The organism is Paenibacillus nanensis (assembly GCF_003583765.1).
Classification (GTDB): Bacteria; Bacillota; Bacilli; order Paenibacillales; family Paenibacillaceae; genus Pristimantibacillus; species Pristimantibacillus nanensis.
In genome coordinates, this window is the sequence record NZ_QXQA01000017.1 from 1 (window position 1) to 24,898 (window position 24,898).

Sequence of the window (24,898 nt, forward strand, 5' to 3'; positions counted from 1 at the left end):
AACTTCATAGTAGAGCGACCTCCTGATGGGCTTTTTGAGGCTTTTGACCTCGTGTGCAACTCCATCTTACCGGAGGCGCTCGTTTTTGTTCAAACGCCAAAATATTCGTTTTACAGGAATTCTATCGAGTATTTTTTCAATCCTCTTTTTAGTAAAGACATCCAGCAAGGGCCTCACTCCGATATTTTCGATAACATGCTTAAATAAGTTATTTTCCGGATTGGCCTTACACCATTTAGAATACCTTTAATGCCTCATGCGGAAGGACGGCATGCACGCCTTTGATCCCGTTTACCACTTGCGTGATCCTTAAGTCGACCACCGAGCTTCCTAAAGCCATCGCTTCCACTCTATTCAAGTTATATAGATTGCCCATGAGGTTTAACATCCCATCCATCGCTTGCACCGTTGCTTCGTTTAAATCCTCATGAAAACCAAAGCTAATCCAACCGCTCGGCGTATTGGCAATGGGCCTCTCAAGCTTCAGATCGCGATTTACCGAGAACGTTAGTTCCACCAAATCTATTGGACATTCAATCGCTTGACAGCTAATCTCCCCATCACCTTGAGCGGCGTGACCATCCCCAACGAAGAAATAAGCGCCGTCAACCGAAATCGGCAAATACAAGACACTTCCTTTCGTCAGTTCCTTACAATCGATATTCCCGCCGCAAAAGCGTGGAGGCCACGTCGTATGGATCCCTGTTTCCTCAGGCGGCATCGCGAATATGCCCATAAAAGGGTTTAGTCCTACCGAAAATTCTCGCCCATTCACTCGCGTTTTGCCAATCAAGCTTTGACGATCTAATTCCCATTGGAGCGTGATTTCGTTATATTCGGTTAATCCCAGCTTTTGGTTTTGCCAATTCGGATATTGCCCTGCGCTCGTAAACCCATAAGGGCCGGGAATAACCTCATTTATTTTTATTTCCAGAGTCAACCCTTTTTTTGCCTCTTCGATTATTATAGGACCGCAAAGAGCATGACCCGCATCAAGCTCCTTTCTTCTTTCAAAAGGCTTTATTCGCTGACCATCTGCGGAAGATGTTCCCCAGCCAGCATCAAAGCAGGCATATTGTACGGTATCCCCGGACTTGATACGCAAGATAGAATCAAAATCAGCCGATAATGAACCATATAGATTCGTGCGATTTGGCTGGACCTTGTAAACGGCCATAAATAACCTCCCCAAAGATCTGTTAACCCCAGCGCTTTAACATCATTTCTTTACGCTTTTTTACTGGACAATATACCATGACCTCTTTCTTTTCCCCATCTCATAGGTAAATTCCTTTTTATTCCTTAATGTTTATTCAACTCGGATTTCTTCAACAGCTCCTTCAGCTCCGCAACATCTCTCGCTAAATCCGATTGATCGATTGCCGAGCTTATGATCCATTGCAGCACGAATACCAGCACGACGAGCAACAGCATTCCTATTATTATTGCAGCTATAACCACCTTGGCTTCTTCCTCCCTTTTTAAATCTTTACCAAAAGATCACTCTTCTTCGAAGTATTCGAGTTTCAACGTATCCCCTTCAATCATTGGATAAACATTAATTTTTTTAAGCATGACGAAAACTTGTCCCCGAAAATCAAACAATTCAACTCCGGGATAATAGGCGTACGATTTCTGGAGGGTTATTGGCTCTTGGTTCGGCAGTTCAAAAACAATTTCATTTTCATTTGGTTTGATGTATTTTTTAAAAACTCTGGCCTTTATATAATATTCGTCATCGAATACGGCGAGCTGGTATTGCGAGTTGCCTCTAGGGTTAGGATAGACTTCAAAGGATTTGGATTCGGTCTCGTATTTCGGCGAGTTTTTAATCACTTGCCAAACTTGATCTAAAGTAAAAGGCATACGCAGTAATTTATGACTTATCTCTTCAAGCAGCTGAATAACTTTTGAAAGTCCCATTAATAGCGGACCAGCCACGAATCCTGCCAGCAGAAGAGCCAGGTCACCGCCGGCAAAGCCGTACAACAGTCCGAATAGGAATACGAGAAGTCCTATTATAAATAAGAAGACTTGCACTTTGATCAACCCTTTCGACTTGTATGGAACGCCTCCTGATCAGACTTCAGCTTAAGACGAAACCCACCTTAGGGGTCAGCCTTGGGGTGGGTTTGGCAGCTATTAGAATTACGATTAAGACCGGCAGCACCAATCATTCATTGTTCCGCCTTAGCAAACGTTGTTCTTGATCCCCTCGATCTGATTTCTATGGTGCCGATCATGCCAAATAAAGTCTTTCAAATAAGCCTCAACCGTAAATGGATTCCCGTCGGCATCGACATACGCTTTCGCAAACTTTGATTGGTCCTGCTTCCTAATTGCATCAATAATTTGATCACGATAACTTATGCTTAGCTGCATAACCTCTTCCTTTTGTTTTTCCCTTCCGATCCGGACCGACGCCGCATTAAATTCATCATAGTCCAAGTGCTTTAAAGTCAGAGGCGTTCCGTCCGATATCGGAAGAATCGCCGCCTCAAGGAAATACTTATCCCAGAGATAAATATGGCTGACAACATCATGGACGGACCATTTCCCTTCACGCAATGGTTCGGACCAATCCCAATGCTCGATCTCCCTTAAAAATGTTTTCCATTCGGCAAACGCTTCAAGCATGTCATTTTTCAGCTGCAAATCAACCACTCCCAAAGGATATTCGCCTCAATCTTCTAGTTCCTCCAATATTAATTGAGCATCCGTTACTTAATCGCTATGTATATCTCCATTTCGCCATTCGGATAATATTTTTCAAAATCGTATGTGTACGCTCTGTTCAATGTGCCTGAATTTTCACGTTCCCATATCCTCTTCCACATGTTAAGAATGCCTTGCTCTTCCGAGGTGTCCACATTGAAAATTTCATATTTTGCATTCTTCGGTATTTCCAGCGAAGCTTCGCTCTGGCTATCCTCCAAAGCAATACTCAATGTATAGTCGCCTTTATAGTTACTCTCGTAATCATGATAGATACCGTAGATCGTGGCATCTGGATGAGTTAGTCTCTTCGCCGCTTCTTTCCACAACCCTGAAATCTTTTGCAGCAGAAGAGGATCGTTAAAATTATTCGTCCGCACTTCATTAATAATGGCTAATTTCATAAGCGTTCTTCCCTCCCCTCAGCCCTTTCATATTACCATCATCTGCCACTTTAGACAAGAACAAATGTTCGTTGTTGATATACCAGCTTAGGCAAGCAAATAAGCGATTCCTAACGTAATGACGCTTGAGATCATCATGGAAAATGGCGTCATTCGGAACGCTACCGTTCTGTTATCCCGCACATATTGGATTGATCCCTGACTTCGGATCTCCTGACTCTCACGTTCGGCTTCGAGTGGATCGTAGACCCCATAATCGCTATCTTGTTGTATGAGCTGATTCCCCAGAAAAGATCTGCCCTTCATGGAAAAAAGGATCCCGAGCAGCAGAACAGATAAACCCGTATAGGTTAAAGTGTCTAAAAAAGAACGCTTATAAAAATAGCTGATCCCAAACGAGACCAAAAAAATGATTCCCATGCCTAATAAGGATAGAATGGTCAGCCATTTCAGTTTCTTCATCCTTCCCAGCACCCTCCCCTCATTACATACGGAAAATTAATATATACGCTGTGTAAAGAGCCGTCATCGTGTAGGCTCCGTCGGGAACGCTAACACCAGTCTGTTCGAGTCCTTATCTTCCGTCCACTCCATTGTAAAATTTGATTTTTCTATAAATGCTTCAAGCTCCTCCTTCTTGTCAAAAACATAATAGCCAGTTATTTCGTAGCTATCATTTGGATGCAATTCACCTTTATCGATCCCTTTATATAACGAACCATTTTTATACGTCAAAGGAATCGCCTCATGAAAGGCCGCTTGAAATGTTTCTGCCGTTTTTGCTCCTCGATTTTCAAGCCTAAGATAAAAATGCAGCATAATGGAATGCTCCGTCGCTTCGGATTCGATCGACCTCATCGTATTCAAGTCCGTAATGATTTCATATTGCAAGGAGTTCCAAATATCTGCTCCGTTTGCTGGGTTCAAGCGCTCGGAGTGCAAGTCCAATTTTTCATTTGATGCGCATCCCATCAATAAACCGGCCAATATAACGACACATAACGCCTTGAAATGATTTTTCATCTTTCCCTCCTTACCTTTGCAAGGACAACTGCGGCGGTTTAAAGAAAAAAGTCCAGCCCGGAAGAAAAACTTCCTCTCTTGCGCGCCTCCAGCACATCCGGGTCGTAAATGTCAACTGAACCGCAGCCCAGGCAGGAAACAAAAAGATAGTGGTGATGCTGAATGTCCAGCAGCTTGCTGAGGCCGGCGCCCGTCATCGCCACTTCGTTCACCCGGTAGCCCTGATGGCCGCATTTCGAACATGCGTAATGTCCGATATCCCGCTCCTCCAATTCCCCAGCCCCCTGGTCACGCTGGGCCGGGACTTCCGCGCCTTCCGCGAACTCTTCCTCCGTTGCTTCCGTCCCGTTCAAATGCTCCGGCAGCACCTCATGCCGGCAAAGCGGACATAGGTCACCGCTTAGAACAACCTCTTCTCCGCACCATGGACAATGCACATTCATTCGTTTCATCCTCCCGTTGCCTCATTACTCCTATAACGTTGTCTCTTGTTTAAAGGTCGCATGATTTCCCAAAAAAGTAAATACCCGCAAACTGCGCCGTTTGCGGGTATTCTCCCCTTCCAACTAACTTGCTAAAAGAACAATGCCCGTCAGCCCGGCTGCGGATCCTGCCCGCTTACCCGGCGCAGCTCGTTGGCCAAGCGGTTAAATTCCTGACGCGCCTCCTCCGAACGTGTCGCCATATAGGCGGCGCTTAGAAATGCAATAATTTTGTTCGCGTCCTCCGGTGTCAGCATAGGCTCTTCCCCCTCGTTCTGATCGTCATCTCCATTGTCCGTACCGCTGTCATTACCGCCCTTCAGCTTCGCATCCACGCTTGCGACAAAGGACTTCCACCCGCCCCATTTCCCATCCCGGTTCATTAAGCGAGGGCAGTTCTTCCCGCTCCAATCGAAGTGCCTGCGCAGCCGGTTCGTGCCCCAGCCTCGTTCTCTCAGCATCGATGCGACTAAGGTCGCGGCGTTTTCCAGCGTTGCGGCATAATTGCCGCTTTCCGTAATCTCAATGCCAATCGACGTCCGATTGCCGCTTCCCGCGCCGCTGCCGTCTCCCGCATGCCACGCCACTTCATTAAGCGGAATACATTCAATCGCTTCCCGCTCGTCGACCACGATATGGTAGGAAGCCGTTGCGTTATTGGACGAATTCGTCAGCCAGTTTCGCTCGTTGCGCGCCGTGCTGGACGGATTAGCCGTATTGTGAATCGTGATGGTCGTCTCATTCAACGCGAGCCCGGGCCGACGGTTGTTTTTTGTAGACCTTGGAATGTGGTCCACCACATACGTGTACATCCCGCTTGCTCCCTTCTTATGAGCTTCGTCTTCCATCCTATTCCGAACCGGGCGTAATGGAGCCTGGTCAACCCAGCATTACGGCTTTCGCTTCGTTATCCCATGTCACCCCGATACCTAGCACTTCCGCCAAATCCCGTACTTTCACGTAGCCGGTCGACTCCGAAAGGACGGTCTCGAGCTCTTTTCCATTTACGGTAACCTTGCTTCCCGTCCAGCCAATCGTCGCTCCGAGCGCTTCTCCGATTCGTCGTGCCGGAATCCAGGTGACGCCGTCGCGCAAATAGCCGGGAGCAAGCACTTGGCCTTGCTGGATGACCGGCACAAGCGACGCTCCCTTAAGCTTGCTCGGCAGCGGCTGCGGCTTGCCCTGATCATCGAATCGTTTCAGATTATATTGCCGGATAAGCGCGATGAGTTTATTCGCATATTCGGGGTCCGTCGCGTATCCGCTCGTCTGCAGCGCTTGCGCCTGTCTCTCCGGCGTTCCCGCCTGCCTGACTCCCGCATATCTCGCCGCGCTTAGAAAAATATCTTGATCTTTATAAAAATGATAGATGCTTTTGTACGCGCGAAATGCCGCTCTCGCTTCCACGGAGCGGTTATCGACGTACTCCCACGTCCCTCTGACGACAGCTTCGCCCTGCCAATAATCGTTGGCAGGTCCTGTACCGACCTTAATGCCTCCGAGGTTATTCCATGCGTGAATAACGCCGCCGGTTTCCAATATGCTTTGCGCGATACGTACTGAAGGAAACAGCGGAGATCCTTCTTGCCTGACCAAAATGACCGCAGGCGCAATCGCCGCGATGAATTGCTCTCTTGACAGTTGTGCCATCGTTCCAGCTCCTCCCGCTTCAAAAGTCCCTGCACAGAATCCTCCACACACTATTGTTATATGCGACAGCTTGGCAAAAGGAAACGGCCTTTCATCCGTTGCGGACAAAAGACCGTTTAATCCGAATCATCTATATTCGATAAAACCGTTTAGCGTTACGCAGCAAAGCGGTTTCCGCCTCCGCTAAAGGCAATCCTTTCAGCCTAGCGATTTCCGCCGCCACGCGCTTCACCATCGGCGGCTTCGTGCTCTGACCGGCGAAAGGGCCTTCATGCGGCCATGGCCCATCCGTCTCGGTCATCATCAGCTCAAGCGGATATCGCTTCGCCAGCGCGATGATTTCGGGCTCGTACACAACGTCCGGCGTAAGGGAGATGAAATATCCCGCCTCGATCAGGCGTTCTACCGTTTGCATACTGCCCTTGAACCAATGAAAGTGAGCGCTGCTCACGTTATAACGGCGAAGCAGCTCATAAGCTTTGTCCGCGTCCTCATAAACCGCGTGCAGCACGATCGGACAGTCCAGCTCCGCGGCTAGGCGGACGAACGACTCAAGCAATTCAAGATGCGCCGTTTCGTCAAACGTCTTCCCCGCAGCCTCCCGCTCCGTCCGCATGTAATAGGGCAGTCCGACTTCGCCGATGGCAAAAGCTTCACCCGCCGTATGCCGCTCGCGAATCCAGGTCAGCAGCCGTTCGCGTTCTTGAGCTGACGGAGGCTCCTGCTCCGGATGAAATCCATAAGCCGGATGAACGCTGCCCGGATAACGCCTCGCCAGCTCCGCATTGATCTTGCTGGACGCGAGATCCATCGAGACGGCGACAACCGTTGCTACCCCTTCCCGGAACGCCTCCTCAAGCAGACGGTCCCGCTCCTCTACCGTATATTTATCGAGATGGATATGGGCGTCGACGTACGACGCCGGCTCGTCAAGCTGATTTGCTTCCCAAATCGCCTTCGTCCCCTTAACCATGCGGCTGCTCCTTCCTTCCGCTCGTTTGCAGATGACGGTAAATCCGTCCCTTTAATGCATTGAACCGGGCGTCCTCCCACAGCTCCTCCCGGCGCGGCCGCTCGAACGGCACGATGATTTCATCACGTATTTCTGCCGGCGAGGCGGACAGCACGATAATCCGATCGGACAAATAGAGCGCCTCTTCAATACTGTGCGTAACCAGAAGCACCGAGCGGCGGTTCTCTTCCCAGATCGACAGCAACCATTTCTGCATTTCGGCTCTCGTCAGCGCGTCCAGCGCGCCGAACGGCTCATCAAGCAGCATAAGAGGCTGCGGCGAGAGCAGGGCCCTCAAGAAGGACACGCGCTGCTGCATGCCGCCGGACAGCACATGGGGGTAAGCGCCGGCATACTCCGCAAGGCCGATTCGCGCCAGCCATGCGAGCGCATCCTTCCTGGCGCTTCCTTTCTCCGCGCCCGCAATAACGAGCGATTGCTCGATATTGCCTGCGACCGTGAGCCATGGCAGCAGCGACGCTTGCTGCGGCATATACGCGACATGTCCGGTCTCGCCGGTTGTCTCCCTTCCGCCAATGCGCACCTCGCCGGACGAAGGGGAGAGCAGCCCTCCGATCACGCTGAACAGCGTCGTCTTGCCGCTTCCCGAAGGCCCGATAATCGAGACGAACTCGCCGTCCTCCACGCGCAGCGACACATCCCGCAATACCTCTTTAACGCCTCGTCCGTCGCGGAAGCCGACGTTTAATCCATTAACCTCCAGCATGGCGCTTCGTCTCCCCCTTCTCCGGCCGCCAGCGGATGACAAGACGCTCCGCCAGCGCGATCAGCCCGAACAATGCCAGGCTGATCATAATGATGAGTATGGCGGAAGCGAAAGCGCGCTCGGGCATAAAGCCTCTTGTCGACAGCACCATGTAGCCGCCGAGCCCCGTCTTGGGCGCCAGCATCTCCGCGAACGTCGCGCTCAGCACGCTGTAGGATGCCGCGATTTTGAGGCCCGAAAACAAGCTTTGCACGGCGCTTGGCAGCTCCAGCCGCCAGAACAGCGTCCACTTCCCGCTTCCGATCATGCGCATATAGTGGCGAAGGCCTTCGTCCGTGCCCGACAAGCCGCCCAGCATGGCGATGCATACCGGGAAAAAGCAGACGAGCATGACGAGCAGCGCTTTCGGCAGCAGACCGTAGCCGAACAGCATCGTCATAATCGGCGCAAGAATAACAATCGGCACGTTCTGCGATAAAATCAGCAGCGGATAAACGCCTCTTCGCACACCCGGCAGCAGATGCAGCAAAGCGGCGAGCCCAAAGCCCGCCGCCGATCCGCCTGCGAATCCGATCATCGCCAGCCCTACTGTCGCTCCGGTATGCTCCGTCAGCCGCGGCCATACATTCGCCGAGAACGCCTCGCGAACGACGCCTGCCGGCGACGGAATGACCCATTCCTCAACCAGCGAGAAGGAGACCGCCGCCTGCCAGCATGCCAGCAGCGCCCCTAGCGCCACAGCCGGCGGCCAGACGCGCGACCACAAGCTTTTTTTATTGCCCATCGGGATACTTCTCGAGCAGCCTTCCCATCGAAGCGCCGCTTTCCGGATTATAATAAATTTTGATCTGCGAAATAACGGAGGCGCAGCCCATCTCGGTCATCGCTTCATTCATGCGCTGCACGACGGCAAGCAGCTCGCCAAGCTCGCCCTCCATCGTCGTCTCAAGCGGAGCGACCCGGTAAGGCACGCCCGATTCCTTAATGATCTCGATCGCCCGGTCCACGTAAGGAATGACGCTTGCGCCACCCGGCGTGCTCGGCAAAATTTGAATGCTCACTAGTGCGTTTGCCATACGATCCCTTCTCTCTCCCTAATATGTGAAATCGGCTTTTGTTATTTCTCCGGCAAAAAGTCGTTCGTGAACGCCTTCTCCGCTTCCAGCTCAGCCTCCAGCAAACCATGCTCGTACATCCAGCCCGCGTAATTCTCCCATACGCTCAGCTTCTGCTCGCCCCAGCGCGGCGCGTCGTCCTGATAGCGCGGGCTCAGCCACTTCTGGCTCGCCTTCACCAGCTCCGGATTCAGATCCGGCTCCGCTTGAATCAGCACCTCAGCCGCATCCTCCGGATTGTCGATCGCGTATTGATAGCCAGCCGCTGCCCCTGCCGTGAACGCCTTCACCAGCTCCGGCGACTTCGCGATCATGTCTTCGCTAGTGACCAGCACCGGCGTGTAATAGTCGAGCTTATCGCTGTAATCGGTCAAATAGAGCATGTTGAGCTCTTCGCCGCGCAGCTCCGCCTCGACGCCTGTCCACGCGTAATAGATCCAGGCAAAATCGATGTCGCGCTTAACGGCCGCGAAGAAGTCGCTGTCGCCGATGCTCATAATATCCACCTTGCTCACATCGCCGCCTTCCTCGCGCATAATGGAATCGATCACCGCCTCTTCGACGGGAGCCCCCCATCCGCCATAGCGCATGCCTTCGAATTTTTTCGGCGAGTCGATGCCCTTCTCTTTCGGCGAAGCGAAGCCCGACGTGTTATGCTGAATCACGGCGGCAATGGACACAAGCGGAACGTCCGCGATTCGCGCCATCGTCACCGATTCTTGATAGCTGACGCGGAACTCCGCGTTGCCGGCCGCGACCATGGCGTCCGCGCCTTCCTGTCCCGGCTGAATAATTTCGACATCCAGCCCTTGCTCCTTGAAGAAGCCTTTGTCCCGGGCGACATACAATCCCGTATGATTCGTGTTCGGCGTCCAGTCGAGCACGACCTTCACCTTCTGCAGCGGCTGATCCGCCTCCGCCTTATCCCCCTGCTCATTGCCCTTGCTGCCGCCGCAGCCAGCCAGCGCGACGGTGAGCGCCAGCACCGACAGAGCAAGCCCCCATCTTTTTTTCTGATTGCCTAACATGCTGTTTCCCCTCTCTCCTTGTTCTTGCACTTGGATTGGCATTGACGAATCCGCGAGTTCTATCCTTCACGCTAGCTAGGAAATAAAAAGACGCCTTCCCAATTCGGAAGACGTCGCAAAAGTCGGCTGTCAGTCAACTTCTTTCGCAGCAAGCCCCCACCGGCTGCAGAGCAGCAATCCGCTCATCGCAGTGGAAAGTTTACGTTCAAAAGAAGCTTAGCTTCTATTCCTACGCCGGCATTATCCGGATCAGGTTATGCGGGTCGGAATGTGTGTCATTCCCTCTCAGCCGGCCAAATCCAGCTCCCCGGAATCTATTCGGTTTACGTCAATGACGTCTCCATTATAGCAAACTCCGGGCAGAATGCCAGACTTATTTTTCCTTTACGCCCTCTGCCCTCCGCCCTCCGCCTGCCGCCTCCGGCTTATAACGCTTCCTGATGCCGACCACAAGCATGAGAAGCGGAAATGCGATCTGGAAGACCGGCACAATTTTCAAGGTTATCTCCAATCCGATCCATAGATGATACGTATTGTTCGGCTCGAGGAAGCTCGTCGCATAGATGAAGATGCCGATCGGGAACAGCAGGTTGCGGCTCGATAGGCCCGTAACGGCGATCATTGTAAATACGGAGGCGAAATACAACGTCGTTATTTTGACATACAGCCCGATGAACAACAGCAGCGTCACGATAATATCGAGCCGCTCCAGGAAATTCGCCAGCCTTACCAGCTGAACAACCTCCAGCAGCGGCAGCGATGTCACCCCCGCCAGTTGCGGGCCGAGCACGCACAGAACAAGCGCATTCATAAGGACTAAAAAAAGCGAGACGGAAAGCTGAGACCGGTACGTGACGCGTTCAAGACTTTTCTTCTCCTTTACGAGATGCATAAAGACAAGCATAATCACCATCTGCGCGAAAGGAAACGCCACTAGGTCCGGGACAGCCTTTAGGACGGGCATCGGTCCGCGCTCCAGAATAGGCAGCAGCTGATTAAATTTGACGAGGCCGCTGAAAAAGATAAGCAGAATAATGCTGCTGTAGCTGAGCACCACAAGAGGAAACAGCAGCTGGACGACGCGGGCGAACACCTCGATTCCTTTGCTTATCGTATAAGCGGATAGGAGCAGAATGAGGAACATAATAATCCATTTGGGCGTAAGGCCAAGCAGCGCCATCGTCGTCAGCTCGCCCACGTCGCGGACGTTTCTCATCGACTCATAGGCGAACCATATGGCATAGATGGTCGCGAGACTGCCCCCTAGTATCCGTCCGAAATGGTATTTGAGCAGATCCGCGAGTCCCGCGTTCGGCGCCCGCTGCTGCAGCTTTACGTACATAACCGTCAGCAGCATGCCGGCTCCGGCCGCAATCAGCATCGCGAGCCAGGCATCCTGCTTGGCCTCGATGCCCAGCTCGAATAGAGGCGTGCTGCCGATTAAAAAGACAATAATAAGCAGCGATAGCTGCTTTTTGTCAATCTGCTGCAAAATGCCCACCCCCTCGTTCTCGCTGCCTTACGATTCCGCCTTTTTCTGCGCTTCCTTGAAGTTTTGATTACTCATTCCCGTTGAGCTCAGCCGCATTTTGACGGTTATTTCCACCTCCGTCTGCGGAAACAGCTCCTCCCAATTGGCGCTGGCCTCCCGCCACTGCTTCGGATATCGCTTATGGATCAGCGCCCCGAATCCAAGCACATCCGCTTTATGCTTCCGGACGGCCTCCCATCCGTCTGTCATGATCCCTTTAATCTCTTCCTCGATTCGCTTCTCGATTTTCTCCACTTCCTGAGGCTTGCTTGGGTCACCGCTGCAATTGTATTCCATCAGTACGCCGCTTGCCTCCACATCCGCCTTCACGATCCACTTTCCGTTCGCGGGAATAGGCTTCAGCTTCGTCGACGTATCTAGAATGCGAACGGAGGAGGTCGGTTTGCCTTTCCGATTGTCCGCGCAAGTGAAGGACACCGTCGATCTCTCCACGTGATCGCTCAGCCACATTACGCCTTTGCTCTGTTCGTCGCTAACCCAACCGACGAGCTTGTCGCCTTGAATGAGCCCGAGGTCTTTGAGGCGCACCTTGGTTGCCGTTGTCGTCTTCCCCAGATCCCCCACGCTCTCCGTTCCTTCGCCTGGCCCCGCTATAATAAGGCCGGGAATGGCCGTCGCTTTCGAGCTTCCGAGCAGCTCCATAAGCGCGTCGTGAACCGCCATATGGCGGAAGGCGGAGCTTCCGATCTCCTCGTTCACAATCAGACGCTGAATCGCGGCGCCCGGAATTTGTTCGAGCGGAATAAGCTGCTCCATAATGCCGCGCGCGTCGCTTCTCGATAAAAAAACGCTGACCGTCTCCCTGGAATCGTGGTTCCGCAAATAAACTTCCATCAACGGCCCGATTCCTCTGCGGGCTGCCTCCTGCCCAATTATGACGATCTGATTGTGGGAGAAGTATAAGCGCCGCGACAGCTCCTCGCTCGCCTTGCTGATGGCGAACCGGAAATTATCGCCCGACGTGGAGAACACATTGACGGCCGCCGTCCCGCTTTCACCGGTTTGACTGGATATCGCCCTCGGGATGACGACCTGGTACGACAGTATCCATTTCCCGTCCTTCCAGTCTATTCCGGTAGCCGAGATGATGGCGATATCGTTGAGCTCGACCCTGTTCCAGCAGCCCGTTAGCAGCAGGATCATCAGCAGAAGAAGCCAGCGAACAAGCTTCATGCCTCATCCCTCCTCATCATTTGCGTCAATGCCGCTGAGCGGGCGGCTTCCTTGCGCTGCGCTGGCGTCTCGGATTACGCAGCTTCAAATCCATCGGCCGCATGACGATAGCCCACCACGGAATGCGGATAAACGCGTCCCGCCATAGGCCGGAGCCCTTCGCCGTCGGAGCGATCGGCGACATATAAGGAACGCCGAAGGAACGCAGCGATGCCAGATGCACCAGCACAAATAACAGCGAGATAAAAATGCCGAAAAATCCGAGCATGCCCGCCATCAGCATAATGCCGAACCGAATAATGCGCGAGGTCGCCGCCATATTGAATTCCGGCATAACGAAGTTCGATATCGCTGTAAACGAAACGATAATGACCATGCCGGCCGACACGATCCCCGCCTGTACGGCCGATTGGCCAAGCACCAAAGCACCGACGATCGAGATAGCGGGTCCGATTGCGCGGGGCATCCGCAGCCCGGCCTCCCTCAGCACCTCGAAGGTCGTCTCCATCAGCAGCGCCTCGACCAGCCCGGGGAACGGAACGCCCTCACGCTGGGCGGCAAGGCTGATAAGCAGCGTTGTCGGCAGCATTTCTTGATGGAACGTTGTAACTGCGATATAGAGCGACGGCAGGAGCATCGACACGATATAGGCGGCGTAACGAATAACCCGGACGAACGACGAAATGTCGAATCGTTGGTAGAAATCCTCCGGCGATTGGAAGAAGCTGAAAAAGGTGATTGGCGCCATTAGGGCGATCGGCGTACCGTCGACCATGACGGCGACTCTCCCCTCAAGCAGCGCGGCTGCCACCGTATCCGGACGCTCCGTGTTCATCAGCGTAGGAAACAGCGTGAAGGACTCGTCCTGAATAAATTCCTCGATATATCCGCTCTCCAGCACGCCGTCGATATCGATCGCCGCCAGCCTCCGGTACATTTCCTTCACGACGCTTTCGTCGGCAACGCCGTGGAGGTAAAGTACGGCCACGTTCGAATGCGTCTGGCTGCCGATTTTATGCGTCTGCACGTGAAGATTCGGGGAACGGATGATCCGCCTGATGATGCTGATGTTCGTTCCGATGTCCTCGACGAACCCCCGCTGCGGCCCGCGGATGACAGTCTGCGTCTGCGTGACGTCTACCGACCGGTCCTTGCCTCCGCCCGCTTCGGCTAAGAGCGCAAGCGGGCTTCCGTCCGCGAGGATCAGACACATTCCATCCGCCATATACTGCAGCGCTTCCTCCAGCGTCGAGACTTCCTTCACCGATCCGACCGATACGACGCACGCGCGAAGAGATTCGATCAGCAGGTTCTCCGTCTCCTCCATATAAGAAGGCAGCTTCATCGACATAAGCGGGGCAAGCACGCTGTCATTAATCACATCCGCATCCACGATGCCCGCGATATAGATCAGAGCAAGCTGCCTCTCCGGCGCGGCATCGCTTCGAAACAAGCGGATGACAAGATCGCTGCTTCCCCCGAACCTTGTATGGATGGCATGAGCATTGACCTGGAGCGACCGACTGAGAGGCGTTAACGCCGATTGGTTACTGGTTTGGCTGGTTTTTGTCATAGCGCACCCTTTATTTCCATGTTGACTCTATTTTGGCTGCTTCTGGTTGGAATTATGTATACCTTTCGCCTAAGCACCCTCCTTCCCGCAGGCTAATACAATGTACTGGACCATGTAGAGCAGAAGGAGCGTGACCGTTTGAACAGCATCAGCCTGTGCATGATCGTGCGCAATGAAGAAGAAAGTCTCGGACGTTGTCTATCATCCGTCAAAGACGCGGTCGACGAAATCGTCATCGTGGATACCGGCTCCACGGACCGGACCAAAGAAATCGCGGCGAGCTTCGGGGCCGTAATTTATGATTTCGAATGGATTGACGATTTCGCGGCCGCCCGCAACTATGCCTTCGAGCAGGCGACCCAAACGTTTATTTTATGGCTGGACGCCGATGACGTTATCGAGCAAGAGGATTTGAAGCGACTGCTCGCGCTTAAATCTCAGGAGCTTCCTTACGACAGTATCACGATGCATTATCATCTGACCTTCGACTCGGCGGGGAACCCCCTATACAGCCTGCGAAGAAACAGACTGGTCCGCCGCAGCTGCGGCTTCCGCTGGCACGGCCCCGTTCACGAATACCTGGCTGTTTCGGGCCGCATCCACCACAGCGACGTCGCGGTTACGCACCGCAAGGATAAGGAGCATACCGACCGCAACCTTCGCATTTACTTGAAGCGGCTGGAGGCGGGCGAAGTTTTTTCTCCGCGGGACCAGTATTATTTCGCGAACGAGCTTCGCGACCACGCCCGCTTGGAGGAGGCCGCCCGCTGGTATGAGCAGTTCCTGGAGTCAGGCCTTGGCTGGGTGGAGGATAATATCGGCGCCTGCATGAAACAAGCGGATTGCTATGGGCGGCTGGGGCAGCCCGACCGCCAGATCGCATCGCTCCTGCGCACGCTCCGCTACGACTCGCCGCGAGCCGAGTTTTGCTGCCAGCTCGGAGCCGCATTTCTGGAGCAGAAGCGGTATGAGCAGGCCATCTATTGGTTCAAGCAGGCGACGCAGCTGGAGAAGCCGCCGCATCTAATGGGCGCGACGGATAACGCCTCCTGGACCTGGCTGCCCCATCTGCAGCTGACGGTCTGCTACGATCGGATCGGGAACCGGAGCAAGGCGCTTGAGCATCATAAGCAGGCTCAAAGCTACAATCCGAACCATCCGAGCATTGTCTATAACGAGAAGTTTTTCAAAAGCGCGGGTCAATCGCGGCAATGACTGGCGCAGGGCGAAAAAGCGGCGTATTCCTTCGATGGGAAGACGCCGCTTTTTTTGCGATAGCTTTCAGCCGTACAAGCCTGTAAATAATAACCACTTAAAAACATATAGCACGCGATCGTATGTTCTGTATATAATAAGCATATCATATAGAACATACATTCGCATTATCCGGGAGGGAGCATACGCATGGCGGGCACTCGCGAACGAGTCATCATGCTGGCTGACTGCCAATCGTTTTACGCCTCCGTCGAGAAGGCGGAGCATCCGGAATATAAGGACCGGCCGCTGGCTGTGGCGGGCGACCCCGAGCGCAGATCGGGGATCATCCTGGCCGCCTGCCCGATCGCCAAGCGGCGCGGCGTCACGACGGCGGAGCGCCTGGGCGACGCGCTGGCCAAATGTCCCGAGCTTATCATCGTGCAGCCCCGCATGGCGCTGTACATCGACATCTCGCTGATGATTACCCGCATTTATCAATCGTACACCGATTTGGTCGAGCCTTATTCCATCGACGAGCAATTTCTCGACGTGACCGGCTCGCTCCATCTGTACGGCTCCGCCGAGGAGCTTGCGGCCTTGATCCAAGCCCGCATCCAGGCGGAGACCGGCATCTATACCCGGTTCGGCATCGGGCCGAACAAAATTTTGGCGAAGACCGCTTGCGACAACTACGCCAAAAAGAACGGCACCGGCATTTACGTTCTGACGCCGGATAACCTTTCGTCAACCCTATGGACTTTGCCCGTGTCGAAAATGTTTATGGCGGGCAGCCGCATGACGCGGCATTTCAACGCCATGGGCATCGAGACGATCGGCCAGCTGGCGGCCACGCCGCTTGAAAAGCTGAAGACGCTCATGCGCCGCAAGTTCGGCCGCAACTCCGATATTAACGCTGAGCTGTACTGGCGAATCGCGAACGGCATCGACGACAGCCCGGTCACGCCCGGCACGCATGAGACCGCTCCCCAGACGATCGGCCACATGATGACCCTGCCCCGGGACTATGCGACTCTGAGCGAGATCAAGACCGTGCTTTTGGAGCTGACCGAGCTGGTTTGCCAGCGCTGCCGGAGCAAAGGCTATATGGGCCATGTCGTATCGGTCGCCTGCATGGGCGCGGATTTTGACCGCCCGACCGGCTTCAGCCGCCAGATGAAGATGGATGACCCCACCAATGTAACGAACCAGGCGTACCGTGCCGCCGTGCAGCTGCTGCAGCGGCATTGGGACGGCCTGCCGGTCCGCAAAATCGGCGTCAGCCTGTCCCAGTTTTCCTCAGACGGCGAATACCAGCTGTCGCTGTTCGATCGGAACCGCGAGAAGTGGATGGCGCTGGAGCGCGCGACGGACGCCATTAAGCTGAAATACGGAGACGCCAGCATTTTGCGGGCGGTCTCGGCTACCGAAGCCGGTCAAGCGCGGGATCGTTCCAAGAAGATAGGAGGACATTACAAATGAGGAAGAAGCTTGAAGGCAACGGACTTTGGGAGTCCAGCCGCATGATGCTGCCGGAGCATAAGGCGGCGATCAATCGCCATTCGGAAACGCTGAAATACCGGGAGCGGATCCAGCTTGACGAGCAGGAATGGGAGCATGTGTCGCGCGCCGTCTTAGAGTCGCTGCACCGCCGCCGGCCGATCACGGTGCGCCTCTTCCACCCCGTCGAGCTCCTGACCGTCATCGGCATCGTCGACCGCGTCGACGAGCTGAAAGGAAGGTTCATGGTCGACGGCGAGTGGTTCCCCATTGCCGACATCGAAGGAGCCTCCCTGGAGGAGCAGCTCTAAACAGACCAAGGCGGCTCGCCCTCCGCGGCAGCCGCCTTTATATGCTCAGCCGGCAGCATTTCCGTCAAACATGCCGGCTGCCTGACAATGGGCTTGAGCACTAAGCATCCCTGCCGCTTTCCGGCCCGGCCTTGCGCGAAGACGCCAGAACGGCGAGTTCAAGCTTGCTTAGCATCATGCTGTATTCGTTCGTCATTTCGAAATTCCGCGGCAGAGGCAGCTCGCGGAAATACCCGATCACCTCAGCTGTTTTCTTAAACCAATCGCCCGGCTCCGCCGGATCAACGGGATGATCCTTCCATGCCGTCTGCAGCGAAGGGCTGTAGACACGTTCGGCGCCGGGCTTCAGACGCCCGCCGATAAGCTTCTCCTCGTAGACGCGGCGAGGCGGACGCTCGCGCACCTCCTTGAACAGATGCGGCGCATAGTCCGCGCGCGAGCCGGAATGCTTTACCGCCGCGGCGAAGCTTCGGGCGCCCTCGAATACCCGCGGGACGCCGAACAGCATCGCGTATAGGCGTTTGCCGAACTCGATCCGCTCATCGAGATCGCGGAAGCTCTCCATAATAAGTCCGGCCAGCTGCAGCTCGCCGCAGCCCTCCCCGCCGTCTTTGCCGCTGCCGTAAGGAAAAAAAACGCCGTTCAGCTGAAGCAGCGACTGCAGCCCGAAGAACAGCGTGTTAAGGACATTCGACTCGAAATAGTCGTTGCGCACAACCCGCCCTTCAATATAATGCTGCTCGTTCACGATCAAGGCCGTTGTGAGCAGCGCGGAGTCATGCTCCCGCCAGAACAGCTTCCAGACCGGCTGCATGAAGCGGGACACGCCGAACGCGGGCAGAAGATGGAACAAGCTGCGGCCAAGGCTGCGGCTCCATTGATAGAGCAGCAGCTGCGGATAGGCGTCCTGGAAGATGAGCGCATTCGCGCGTTCCAGGAACAAGAAGACATCGCGGCGCTGCGGCTCCGTAAGGAGACGGGGCAGCCACTCCCCCTGCAGGTCCGTCATATTCCACCCTCCGTTACGGGACACCAGATGCGCAAGCAGCGCCCAATGCAGCTCCGGCGTTTGGAAATAAACGGTGCGGTACGCTTCCGTCCGCGTCACGTTATTGCGGTTAGCCTCCGCTATATCCGCCTTAATGCGCTCAATCAGCATCCGCTCATCCCGTGACCACTCGTGCGCATCCGTATCCGCATGACCGATGGCCGGCGGTTCTCCTCCGTTCTCGAGCGGCTCCAGCTTCGTCCAAGCATCCTTTAGCCGGGACACGTGAGCTGCGTGCAAGGACAGCGGCTCCGCTGATTCCAGCATATCCTGAGAGGCGCTCATCGCCTTCCACTTCCCTGCCGCATAAGCAAACGCTTCGCCAGGCAGCGCAAGCAAATGGCTGAACCAGCCGCCGATTCCGGCGCGCTCGTCTCCCTTCCGTTTGCCGTCTTCTTCCATCCCTGCCCCTCCTTCCGTCACAAACCCGTCTCTTCCCATTATTTGCGATTCCGTAGTATGCCATACCGGGCAATCACCCGTATACCGTACCGTATGCGAAGAACCTCATGCTTGCCTCTCGCTTCAACGGAATGAGAAAGTTATAATAATAGGGACAAGTTCATCGGGAGCGGATATAGGAGGAGCAGCGAAATGTGCGGACGTTATACGATTACGATTACGCTTGAAGAGCTGATGGTCCGATATATGATCGACGAAACGACGGTGCCTTTTCATCGTCCCAAATATAATGTGGCCCCGGGACAGCAGGTGCTGGCCGTCATCCGTGACAGCGGCGGCAAAAACAGGCTGGGCGAGCTGAAATGGGGGCTCGTTCCGCCATGGGCCGACGATGTTAAAGTAGGCTATATGATGATCAACGCCCGCTCGGAGACGGCCGCTTCGAAGCCGGCTTTTAAAGGCCCGCTGCAGAGGAAGCGGTGCATTCTCCCGGCGGACGGCTTCTACGAATGGCAGAAGACCGCAAGCGGCAAGCAGCCGATGCGCATCACGCTTAAAACCCGCTCCGTCTTCAGCTTAGCTGGACTATACGAGACGTGGACTTCGCCAAGCGGTGAAAAGCTGAGCACCTGCACCATCCTGACGACGCAACCGAACGAGGTCGTCTCGCCGATTCACGACCGGATGCCGGTCATTCTGAAGCCTGAGCATGAAGACGTCTGGCTTGACCGGGAGCAGCAGGATGTTCCGTATTTGATGTCGCTGCTTCAGCCCTACCCCTCCGACCAGCTCGAAGCCTATCCCGTAGGCGCCTCCGTAGGCAACGTACGCAACGATGACCCGTCGCTCATTGCATGCCAGGAGCCCGGCGGACAGCTCGAGCTGTGGTAACGGCAAAAAAAAAGCTGACCCATTCAGGTCAGCGAAACATTCCCCACAGCTTCAGAAGGTGGAAGGTGTTATTCGGATCAATCTTCTGCGCCAGCACAAAAGCGACGATCTGCTCTTCTTGCGTCTCCGTTAATTTCTCCTGCAATATAACAGCGGCTGATTTAACCAGCTTGCGCACTTTAACGCGGTCCTGCAAGTCGTATTTGGTAACATGCGCAAGCAGCTGCCGGATCCTGTCCTTAACGGTGGGATTTTTCAGCTTCAGCTTCACGCGCTCGACCAGCTGCGGCTTAATGCCGTAATTCTGGTAGCTCACCGGTAATGCACCTCCAATCGGCATTCATTCCATGCACTAACTAACTATATGCCGAATGGAGGCAATACTTGCTTAATCGAGCTGCTCTCCTTTAAATAATGGGTCCTCGCGGAGAATCGCCCACAGCCGGGCGAACGATTCGTTCGTCCAGAAATCGTCCCGTTCCGTCAGTCTGCCGGCATCTTCGCGCGCCAGCTCCAGCACCTCGTAATCCGCCACCATATCCGCGACTCGAAACTCCGGAAGGCCGCTTTGCTTCGTTCCGAAGAAGTCGCCCGGACCGCGAAGCTCAAGGTCGCGCCTTGCGACCTCGAAGCCGTCGTTCGTCTCCGTCATGACCTTCATCCGCTCGCGGCCGTTCTCGGATTTCGGATCCGCCATTAGAATACAATGCGACTGATGCTCGCCGCGCCCTACGCGGCCCCGAAGCTGGTGTAGCTGGGACAACCCGAACCGCTCCGCGTCCATAATAATCATCAGCGTCGCGTTCGGCACGTCTACCCCAACCTCGACAACCGTCGTCGCCACCAGCACCTGCGACTCGTTCGAGCTGAATTCGGACATCACCGCGTCCTTTTCCGCTGCCGTCAATCGCCCGTGCAGCAATCCCACCTTTAAATCGGGAAAAGCCTGCTGCAGCTGCACATATTGATCGATCGCGTTTTGTACGTCCAGCTTGTCCGACTCCTCGATGAGCGGACAGATGACATAGGCCTGCCTGCCCGCGGCAACCTCTTTGCGAATGAAGCCGAGCACGCGATCCATCGCGTCATGCTTCACCCAATATGTCTTGATCGGCTTGCGTCCCTTCGGCATCTCTCGAATGGATGAGACGTCCATGTCGCCGAAAGCCGTTATTGCGAGCGTGCGGGGGATCGGCGTCGCCGTCATCGTCAGCACATCGGGATTTAACCCTTTGCGCCGCAGCACGCTGCGCTGGTTCACGCCGAATCGGTGCTGCTCATCCGTTACAACAAGGCCAAGATTATGGAAAAATACATCATCCTGAATGAGTGCGTGCGTGCCTACCACGACATCAATGAGTCCCATCTGCAAGCCGGCCAGCACATCTCTCCGCTTTCGTTCCGTCAGGCTGCCGGTCAGCAAGCCGACCTGCAGCCCCGTTCCATCATACAGCCTCTGAAGCGACTTCGCGTGCTGCTCGGCCAAAATTTCCGTCGGCACCATAAGGGCGCCTTGATGCCCGGTTTTTACGGCGCCGTATAACGCAATGGCCGCAACGACGGTTTTGCCGGAGCCGACATCGCCCTGCAGCAGGCGGTTCATGCTGTACCCTCGGCGCATATCCACCAAAATCTCGTTAATCACCTTCTTCTGCGCGTCGGTCAGCTCGAACGGCAGCGTCGAAGCGAAGCTGCGAATCGTCTCGCTGTCGATCCGGAACGCGATGCCGTCATTACGTCTGCGATTCATGGACCGGTAAGCCTGCAGCTTCAATTGGAAGAGGAACAGCTCCTCGTAGACCATCCGTCTGCGCGCTTCTTGCCCCTTCCGGAAGTCTCCGGGCATATGTAATAAGCGGAAGGCTTCGGCGCGTGACATAAGCTTATGCTCCTCCACCAGCTCGTACGGCAGCACTTCCTCGACCATCGGTCCATACTGCTCAAGCGCGGCCGCAATCGTCTTCCTCATCCACTGCTGCGTAATATTGCCGCCGACAGAATAGACAGGCTGCAGCGAGCCGGATTTGCTGTTTTTCGCGCTGTCCGGAAATTCGGATTCGGACACGGTTATCTGCAGCCGATGCTGCTCCCATTTGCCGGTCAGCATGATTTCCCGCGCGGGCTTTAGCTGCTCCTGCAGAAAATGCCGATTAAACCATACTGCCGTAATCAGCATGCCGCCGACTTCCACCTTGCACGTTAACCTCGATTTGCTGCGGCCGTAACGCTGTAAGAGAGGCGCGCCGCGCACGACGCCAAGCACTGTCGCCTTCTCTCCGTTCTTAACCTCGGACAGCTCGCGCAGTCTGTAATCCTCGTACCGGAATGGGAAATATGCCAGTAAATCGGCAACGGTGCGCACGCCAAAGGCGTGAAGCTCCCCTTCTTTGAGGGCGCTCACGCCTTTGATTTGTTTTACTGCTATTTGTTCAAGCTTTATCATGACATGCTCACATCCTATAAACGAATACGGCGCATGTTCCAGGCCCCGCATGCGTGCCAATCACCGAACCTACGGTTGTATGGATAATTTCTTTGACATTCAGCTCGTTCTTCACTCGTTCTCCGAGCTCCTCCGCAGCTTCCACGTTGTCCGTCTTCGCGATGACGAGGGCGACGGGACTGTCGCCAAACTCCGCCTTGAGCAGCTCCGCGATACGTCCCATCGCTTTTTTGCTGCCGCGAACCTTATCGACCGAATAGACGCCGCCGTCCTGATCCAAGGAAAGGATCGGCTTAATATTCAAGATCGAGCCGATCAACGCCGAAGCGCGTCCGATCCGGCCGCCTTTTTGGAGGTTATCCAGGCTGTCCACCAGGAAATATAAACCCATATTGCTGCGCAGACGTTGAACTTCTTCCAAAATCCGCTCTTTGCTTTCGCCTGCCTGCGCAAGCTCGGCGGCCCGCACGACCTGCAAACCGCTGCCGTAGGAAGCGGACTTACAATCGACAATCGTAATGTCCGCCGCACGCTCCACCATGGATGCCGCAATGGTACCCGCTTGGTACGAACCGCTTAGCACGGACGCCAGGTGAAACGAAATGATTGGGGAATCCGAATCCTCGTCGATAAGACGCTCATACGCCTCCAAAAAGTCCGCCGGAGACGGCTGCGAGGTCGTAGGAAGCTCCTGCGTCGTTCTTAACCGCTCATAGAATTGTTCCGGAGTGATCGTCACCGCATCCGAAAACGTCTCTTCTCCAAATACCACTTTCAGCGGCACCATTGTAATGCCTAATCGCTCGCGTACCTCGGCTGGAATATCCGACGTACTGTCCGTTACGATGCGCACATTGCCCATATAATCTCCCCCGTGTATGAAGTGATTGACCTTCTACTCTACCGCGAACAGATAAGGATACAACGGTTGGCCGCCGTGCTGCACCTCAAGCTCGATATCCGGGTACTGGCTTTCCGCCCATTCGCAGACAGCCGCGGTTAGCTCCGCGCTTGCCTCGTCGCCCGTCAATACCGTAAGCAGATCGCCGCCGTTCTCCATCATGCTGCCGATCAGTCCTTGGCATGCCGCCAGAAGATCCGCATGCGAGACGACAATCGCTTTTTCCTTAATGCCGATATAATCGCCTTCCACGATATTTACTCCGTCGATGGAAGTATTGCGCACAGCTTTGGTCACTTGTCCCGACACGACGTTTGCTGCCGCGCTCTTCATCCATTCCGCGTTTCGTTCCGGCGTCTCGTCTTCTTTGAACGCCAGCACCGCGGCCAAGCCTTGCGGGATCGTGCGAGTCGGAATGACCGTGATGTTGCGGTCGCTCAGCTCGGCGGCTTGCTCAGCCGCCAATATAATATTGCCGTTATTCGGCAGCAGGAAAATATGATCCGCCGACAACGCGTCGATCGCCTTCAAGAAATCTTCCGTGCTCGGATTCATCGTTTGTCCGCCGGATAAAACCGTGTCTACATCGCTAGCCAGGAACATGTCCGTAATACCGTCGCCCATCGCAACGGCGATAATACCGTACGGAGCTTGTTCGAATACTTGGCCCGGAGCAACCCCGCTCAGCGCTTGACCGGCGAGCAGCTGCGCTGCCGCAAGATCGGATGAGCCCGGTTCGGCCGTTGCGTCGTGCTCGACGATATCCCGGTGCTGCTCGCGCATATTCAAGATGTGAATATCGGTCAGTTCGCCATATGGCAGCGATGCGTTGAGCACGTCGCCCGGTCTGCGGGAATGGACGTGGACCTTAATAATATCGTCGTCCGTGATTACGAGGATGGAGTCCCCGTCCTTCTCCAAAATCCTCTTGTAAGCGGATTCATCAAAAAACACTGCATTAGATCCTGAAAGCTTACGATTAATAAAAAATTCCATATCATATAAAAACTCGATATCTTCTGTATTGAGACGCGCTTGCGCCGAGCTAGGCTCGCTCTTGCGCTCATTTCTTGGCGCGGCAGGCAGGGCAACCTCTTCCGGAAGCGCCGCTTCCGACGGCTGCTGATACAGCTCTTGATACCCGCCGGATTCCGTCTCCGTCAAGCTTCGCACGAAGCCTTCGTAAATATACACGAGACCTTGTCCACCGGAGTCGACCACACCGACCTGCTTCAGAACCGGCAGCTGATCCGGCGTCCGCTGCAGCGCTTCATGCGCCTTGCGGTGAACCTCCGTCATCAGATCCGCTACGCTTGACGCACGTCTTGCATATTGAACGGCATGCTTCGCCGCTTCTCTCGCCACGGTTAGAATCGTTCCTTCTACAGGCTTAACGACCGCTTTGTAAGCCATGTCGACGCCATGCTGCAGCGCTGCGGCGACCTCGACCGGCGAAGCCTCCTGAAGAGCCGAAAGCGATTTCGAAAAACCGCGGAACAATTGCGAGAGAATAACGCCAGAGTTGCCTCTTGCGCCCATTAGCAAACCTTTCGACAGCGCTTCGGCGGATTTGCCGATATGCTCCGAGGGCTTGCTGCGAAGCTCCCGAATACCAGAGCTCATCGTTAAATTCATGTTCGTGCCTGTATCACCGTCCGGCACCGGGAACACGTTTAAAGCATTAACGCGTTCTGCGTTATGCTGCAACAGCTCTGCTCCCAGCAACGCCATTGCGGCAAAATCCGATCCGTTAA

The 24,898-nt window shown here is 54.7% G+C and carries 28 protein-coding genes and 1 riboswitch; of the genes, 5 read left to right on the top strand and 23 right to left on the bottom strand.

The genetic code is table 11. From position 1 onward, the window contains the following. Positions 1-207, top strand: a 207-nt coding sequence (locus D3P08_RS27540; RefSeq protein ID WP_206098998.1) for a hypothetical protein, incomplete at its 5' end; no start/stop codon positions are given. 28 nt (positions 208-235) lie between these two features. On the opposite strand, the gene D3P08_RS21715 is transcribed toward D3P08_RS27540, so the two are convergent. The 18 genes from D3P08_RS21715 to D3P08_RS21795 all read right to left on the bottom strand — a co-directional run bounded on the left by D3P08_RS21715 (position 236) and on the right by D3P08_RS21795 (position 14,454). After that, on the bottom strand, positions 236-1,177 hold the full coding sequence (locus D3P08_RS21715) for an acetamidase/formamidase family protein (RefSeq protein ID WP_119602227.1): 942 nt from the start codon (positions 1,175-1,177) through the stop codon (positions 236-238). Positions 1,178-1,302: 125 nt separating this feature from the next. After that, a complete protein-coding gene (locus D3P08_RS27415) occupies positions 1,303-1,461 on the bottom strand; it encodes a hypothetical protein (protein WP_162848566.1) in 159 nt (52 codons plus the stop codon). Positions 1,462-1,500: 39 nt separating this feature from the next. Continuing rightward, positions 1,501-2,049: a hypothetical protein gene (locus D3P08_RS21720; RefSeq protein WP_119602228.1), complete on the bottom strand. Its 549-nt coding sequence runs from the start codon at positions 2,047-2,049 to the stop codon at positions 1,501-1,503. A 141-nt stretch (positions 2,050-2,190) separates the two neighbouring features. Beyond that, a complete protein-coding gene (locus D3P08_RS21725) occupies positions 2,191-2,655 on the bottom strand; it encodes a DinB family protein (RefSeq protein ID WP_119602354.1) in 465 nt (154 codons plus the stop codon). Between the two features lie 65 nt (positions 2,656-2,720). Further along, positions 2,721-3,119, bottom strand: a complete 399-nt coding sequence (locus D3P08_RS21730) for a GyrI-like domain-containing protein (RefSeq protein ID WP_119602229.1) — start codon at positions 3,117-3,119, stop codon at positions 2,721-2,723. A gap of 87 nt (positions 3,120-3,206) precedes the next feature. After that, positions 3,207-3,581: a hypothetical protein gene (locus D3P08_RS21735; protein WP_119602230.1), complete on the bottom strand. Its 375-nt coding sequence runs from the start codon at positions 3,579-3,581 to the stop codon at positions 3,207-3,209. A 63-nt stretch (positions 3,582-3,644) separates the two neighbouring features. Next, the gene (locus tag D3P08_RS21740) at positions 3,645-4,142 is read right to left on the bottom strand and encodes a hypothetical protein (RefSeq protein ID WP_119602231.1); all 498 of its coding nucleotides are present in this window, start codon (positions 4,140-4,142) and stop codon (positions 3,645-3,647) included. Between the two features lie 38 nt (positions 4,143-4,180). Next, positions 4,181-4,585, bottom strand: a complete 405-nt coding sequence (locus D3P08_RS21745) for a zinc ribbon domain-containing protein (protein WP_119602232.1) — start codon at positions 4,583-4,585, stop codon at positions 4,181-4,183. A gap of 149 nt (positions 4,586-4,734) precedes the next feature. Continuing rightward, on the bottom strand, positions 4,735-5,472 hold the full coding sequence (locus D3P08_RS21750) for a peptidoglycan recognition protein family protein (protein WP_240647703.1): 738 nt from the start codon (positions 5,470-5,472) through the stop codon (positions 4,735-4,737). Between the two features lie 31 nt (positions 5,473-5,503). Then, positions 5,504-6,274, bottom strand: a complete 771-nt coding sequence (locus tag D3P08_RS21755) for a glucosaminidase domain-containing protein (protein WP_119602234.1) — start codon at positions 6,272-6,274, stop codon at positions 5,504-5,506. 130 nt (positions 6,275-6,404) lie between these two features. Continuing rightward, the gene (locus D3P08_RS21760; protein WP_119602235.1) at positions 6,405-7,247 is read right to left on the bottom strand and encodes a TatD family hydrolase; all 843 of its coding nucleotides are present in this window, start codon (positions 7,245-7,247) and stop codon (positions 6,405-6,407) included. Further along, the gene (locus D3P08_RS21765) at positions 7,240-8,013 is read right to left on the bottom strand and encodes an ABC transporter ATP-binding protein (protein WP_119602236.1); all 774 of its coding nucleotides are present in this window, start codon (positions 8,011-8,013) and stop codon (positions 7,240-7,242) included. Before D3P08_RS21765 ends, D3P08_RS21760 begins: the two co-directional genes overlap by 8 nt. Next, positions 8,000-8,797, bottom strand: coding sequence for an ABC transporter permease (locus tag D3P08_RS21770; protein WP_119602237.1), 798 nt, complete (start codon positions 8,795-8,797; stop codon positions 8,000-8,002). Before D3P08_RS21770 ends, D3P08_RS21765 begins: the two co-directional genes overlap by 14 nt. Further along, a complete protein-coding gene (locus D3P08_RS21775; RefSeq protein ID WP_119602238.1) occupies positions 8,787-9,089 on the bottom strand; it encodes a thiamine-binding protein in 303 nt (100 codons plus the stop codon). The genes D3P08_RS21770 and D3P08_RS21775 overlap by 11 nt, the downstream gene beginning before the upstream one ends. Positions 9,090-9,130: 41 nt before the next feature. Further along, positions 9,131-10,156, bottom strand: a complete 1,026-nt coding sequence (locus D3P08_RS21780) for an ABC transporter substrate-binding protein (protein WP_119602239.1) — start codon at positions 10,154-10,156, stop codon at positions 9,131-9,133. Positions 10,157-10,363: 207 nt separating this feature from the next. Further along, positions 10,364-10,476, bottom strand: a riboswitch (TPP riboswitch). A 53-nt stretch (positions 10,477-10,529) separates the two neighbouring features. Then, the gene (locus tag D3P08_RS21785) at positions 10,530-11,648 is read right to left on the bottom strand and encodes a GerAB/ArcD/ProY family transporter (RefSeq protein ID WP_162848567.1); all 1,119 of its coding nucleotides are present in this window, start codon (positions 11,646-11,648) and stop codon (positions 10,530-10,532) included. Between the two features lie 27 nt (positions 11,649-11,675). After that, positions 11,676-12,881, bottom strand: a complete 1,206-nt coding sequence (locus D3P08_RS21790) for a Ger(x)C family spore germination protein (protein ID WP_119602241.1) — start codon at positions 12,879-12,881, stop codon at positions 11,676-11,678. Between the two features lie 25 nt (positions 12,882-12,906). Beyond that, positions 12,907-14,454, bottom strand: a complete 1,548-nt coding sequence (locus D3P08_RS21795; RefSeq protein WP_119602242.1) for a spore germination protein — start codon at positions 14,452-14,454, stop codon at positions 12,907-12,909. A 138-nt stretch (positions 14,455-14,592) separates the two neighbouring features. Between D3P08_RS21795 and D3P08_RS21800 the strand changes: the two genes are divergently transcribed. The 3 genes from D3P08_RS21800 (at position 14,593) to D3P08_RS21810 (ending at position 17,459) form a co-directional block, all read left to right on the top strand. Beyond that, entirely contained in the window at positions 14,593-15,669 is a 1,077-nt protein-coding gene (locus tag D3P08_RS21800; RefSeq protein WP_119602243.1) for a tetratricopeptide repeat-containing glycosyltransferase family 2 protein, read from the top strand. 189 nt (positions 15,670-15,858) lie between these two features. Further along, on the top strand, positions 15,859-17,130 hold the full coding sequence (locus D3P08_RS21805) for a DNA polymerase IV (RefSeq protein WP_119602244.1): 1,272 nt from the start codon (positions 15,859-15,861) through the stop codon (positions 17,128-17,130). Next, entirely contained in the window at positions 17,127-17,459 is a 333-nt protein-coding gene (locus tag D3P08_RS21810; protein WP_119602245.1) for a YolD-like family protein, read from the top strand. Before D3P08_RS21805 ends, D3P08_RS21810 begins: the two co-directional genes overlap by 4 nt. A gap of 100 nt (positions 17,460-17,559) precedes the next feature. Here D3P08_RS21810 and D3P08_RS21815 read toward each other — a convergent pair whose 3' ends face one another. Continuing rightward, the gene (locus D3P08_RS21815; RefSeq protein ID WP_119602246.1) at positions 17,560-18,909 is read right to left on the bottom strand and encodes a DUF2515 domain-containing protein; all 1,350 of its coding nucleotides are present in this window, start codon (positions 18,907-18,909) and stop codon (positions 17,560-17,562) included. A gap of 192 nt (positions 18,910-19,101) precedes the next feature. On the opposite strand from D3P08_RS21815, the gene D3P08_RS21820 reads away from it, so the two are divergent. Continuing rightward, positions 19,102-19,800 carry an SOS response-associated peptidase gene (locus D3P08_RS21820; protein ID WP_119602247.1) on the top strand — a complete coding sequence of 233 codons (699 nt, stop codon included), beginning with the start codon at positions 19,102-19,104 and terminating at the stop codon, positions 19,798-19,800. Positions 19,801-19,828: 28 nt separating this feature from the next. Here the strand turns inward: D3P08_RS21820 and D3P08_RS21825 are convergent, their stop codons facing one another. The 4 genes from D3P08_RS21825 to D3P08_RS21840 all read right to left on the bottom strand — a co-directional run bounded on the left by D3P08_RS21825 (position 19,829) and on the right by D3P08_RS21840 (position 24,875). After that, entirely contained in the window at positions 19,829-20,116 is a 288-nt protein-coding gene (locus D3P08_RS21825) for a stage VI sporulation protein F (protein WP_119602248.1), read from the bottom strand. A gap of 72 nt (positions 20,117-20,188) precedes the next feature. Then, positions 20,189-22,243 carry an ATP-dependent DNA helicase RecG gene (gene recG / locus D3P08_RS21830; RefSeq protein WP_240647704.1) on the bottom strand — a complete coding sequence of 685 codons (2,055 nt, stop codon included), beginning with the start codon at positions 22,241-22,243 and terminating at the stop codon, positions 20,189-20,191. A gap of 7 nt (positions 22,244-22,250) precedes the next feature. Then, positions 22,251-23,105 (bottom strand): DegV family protein, encoded by an 855-nt coding sequence (locus D3P08_RS21835; protein ID WP_119602249.1) that lies wholly within the window; start codon positions 23,103-23,105, stop codon positions 22,251-22,253. Between the two features lie 33 nt (positions 23,106-23,138). Continuing rightward, the gene (locus D3P08_RS21840; RefSeq protein WP_119602356.1) at positions 23,139-24,875 is read right to left on the bottom strand and encodes a DAK2 domain-containing protein; all 1,737 of its coding nucleotides are present in this window, start codon (positions 24,873-24,875) and stop codon (positions 23,139-23,141) included. Between the last annotated feature and the right edge of the window lie 23 nt (positions 24,876-24,898).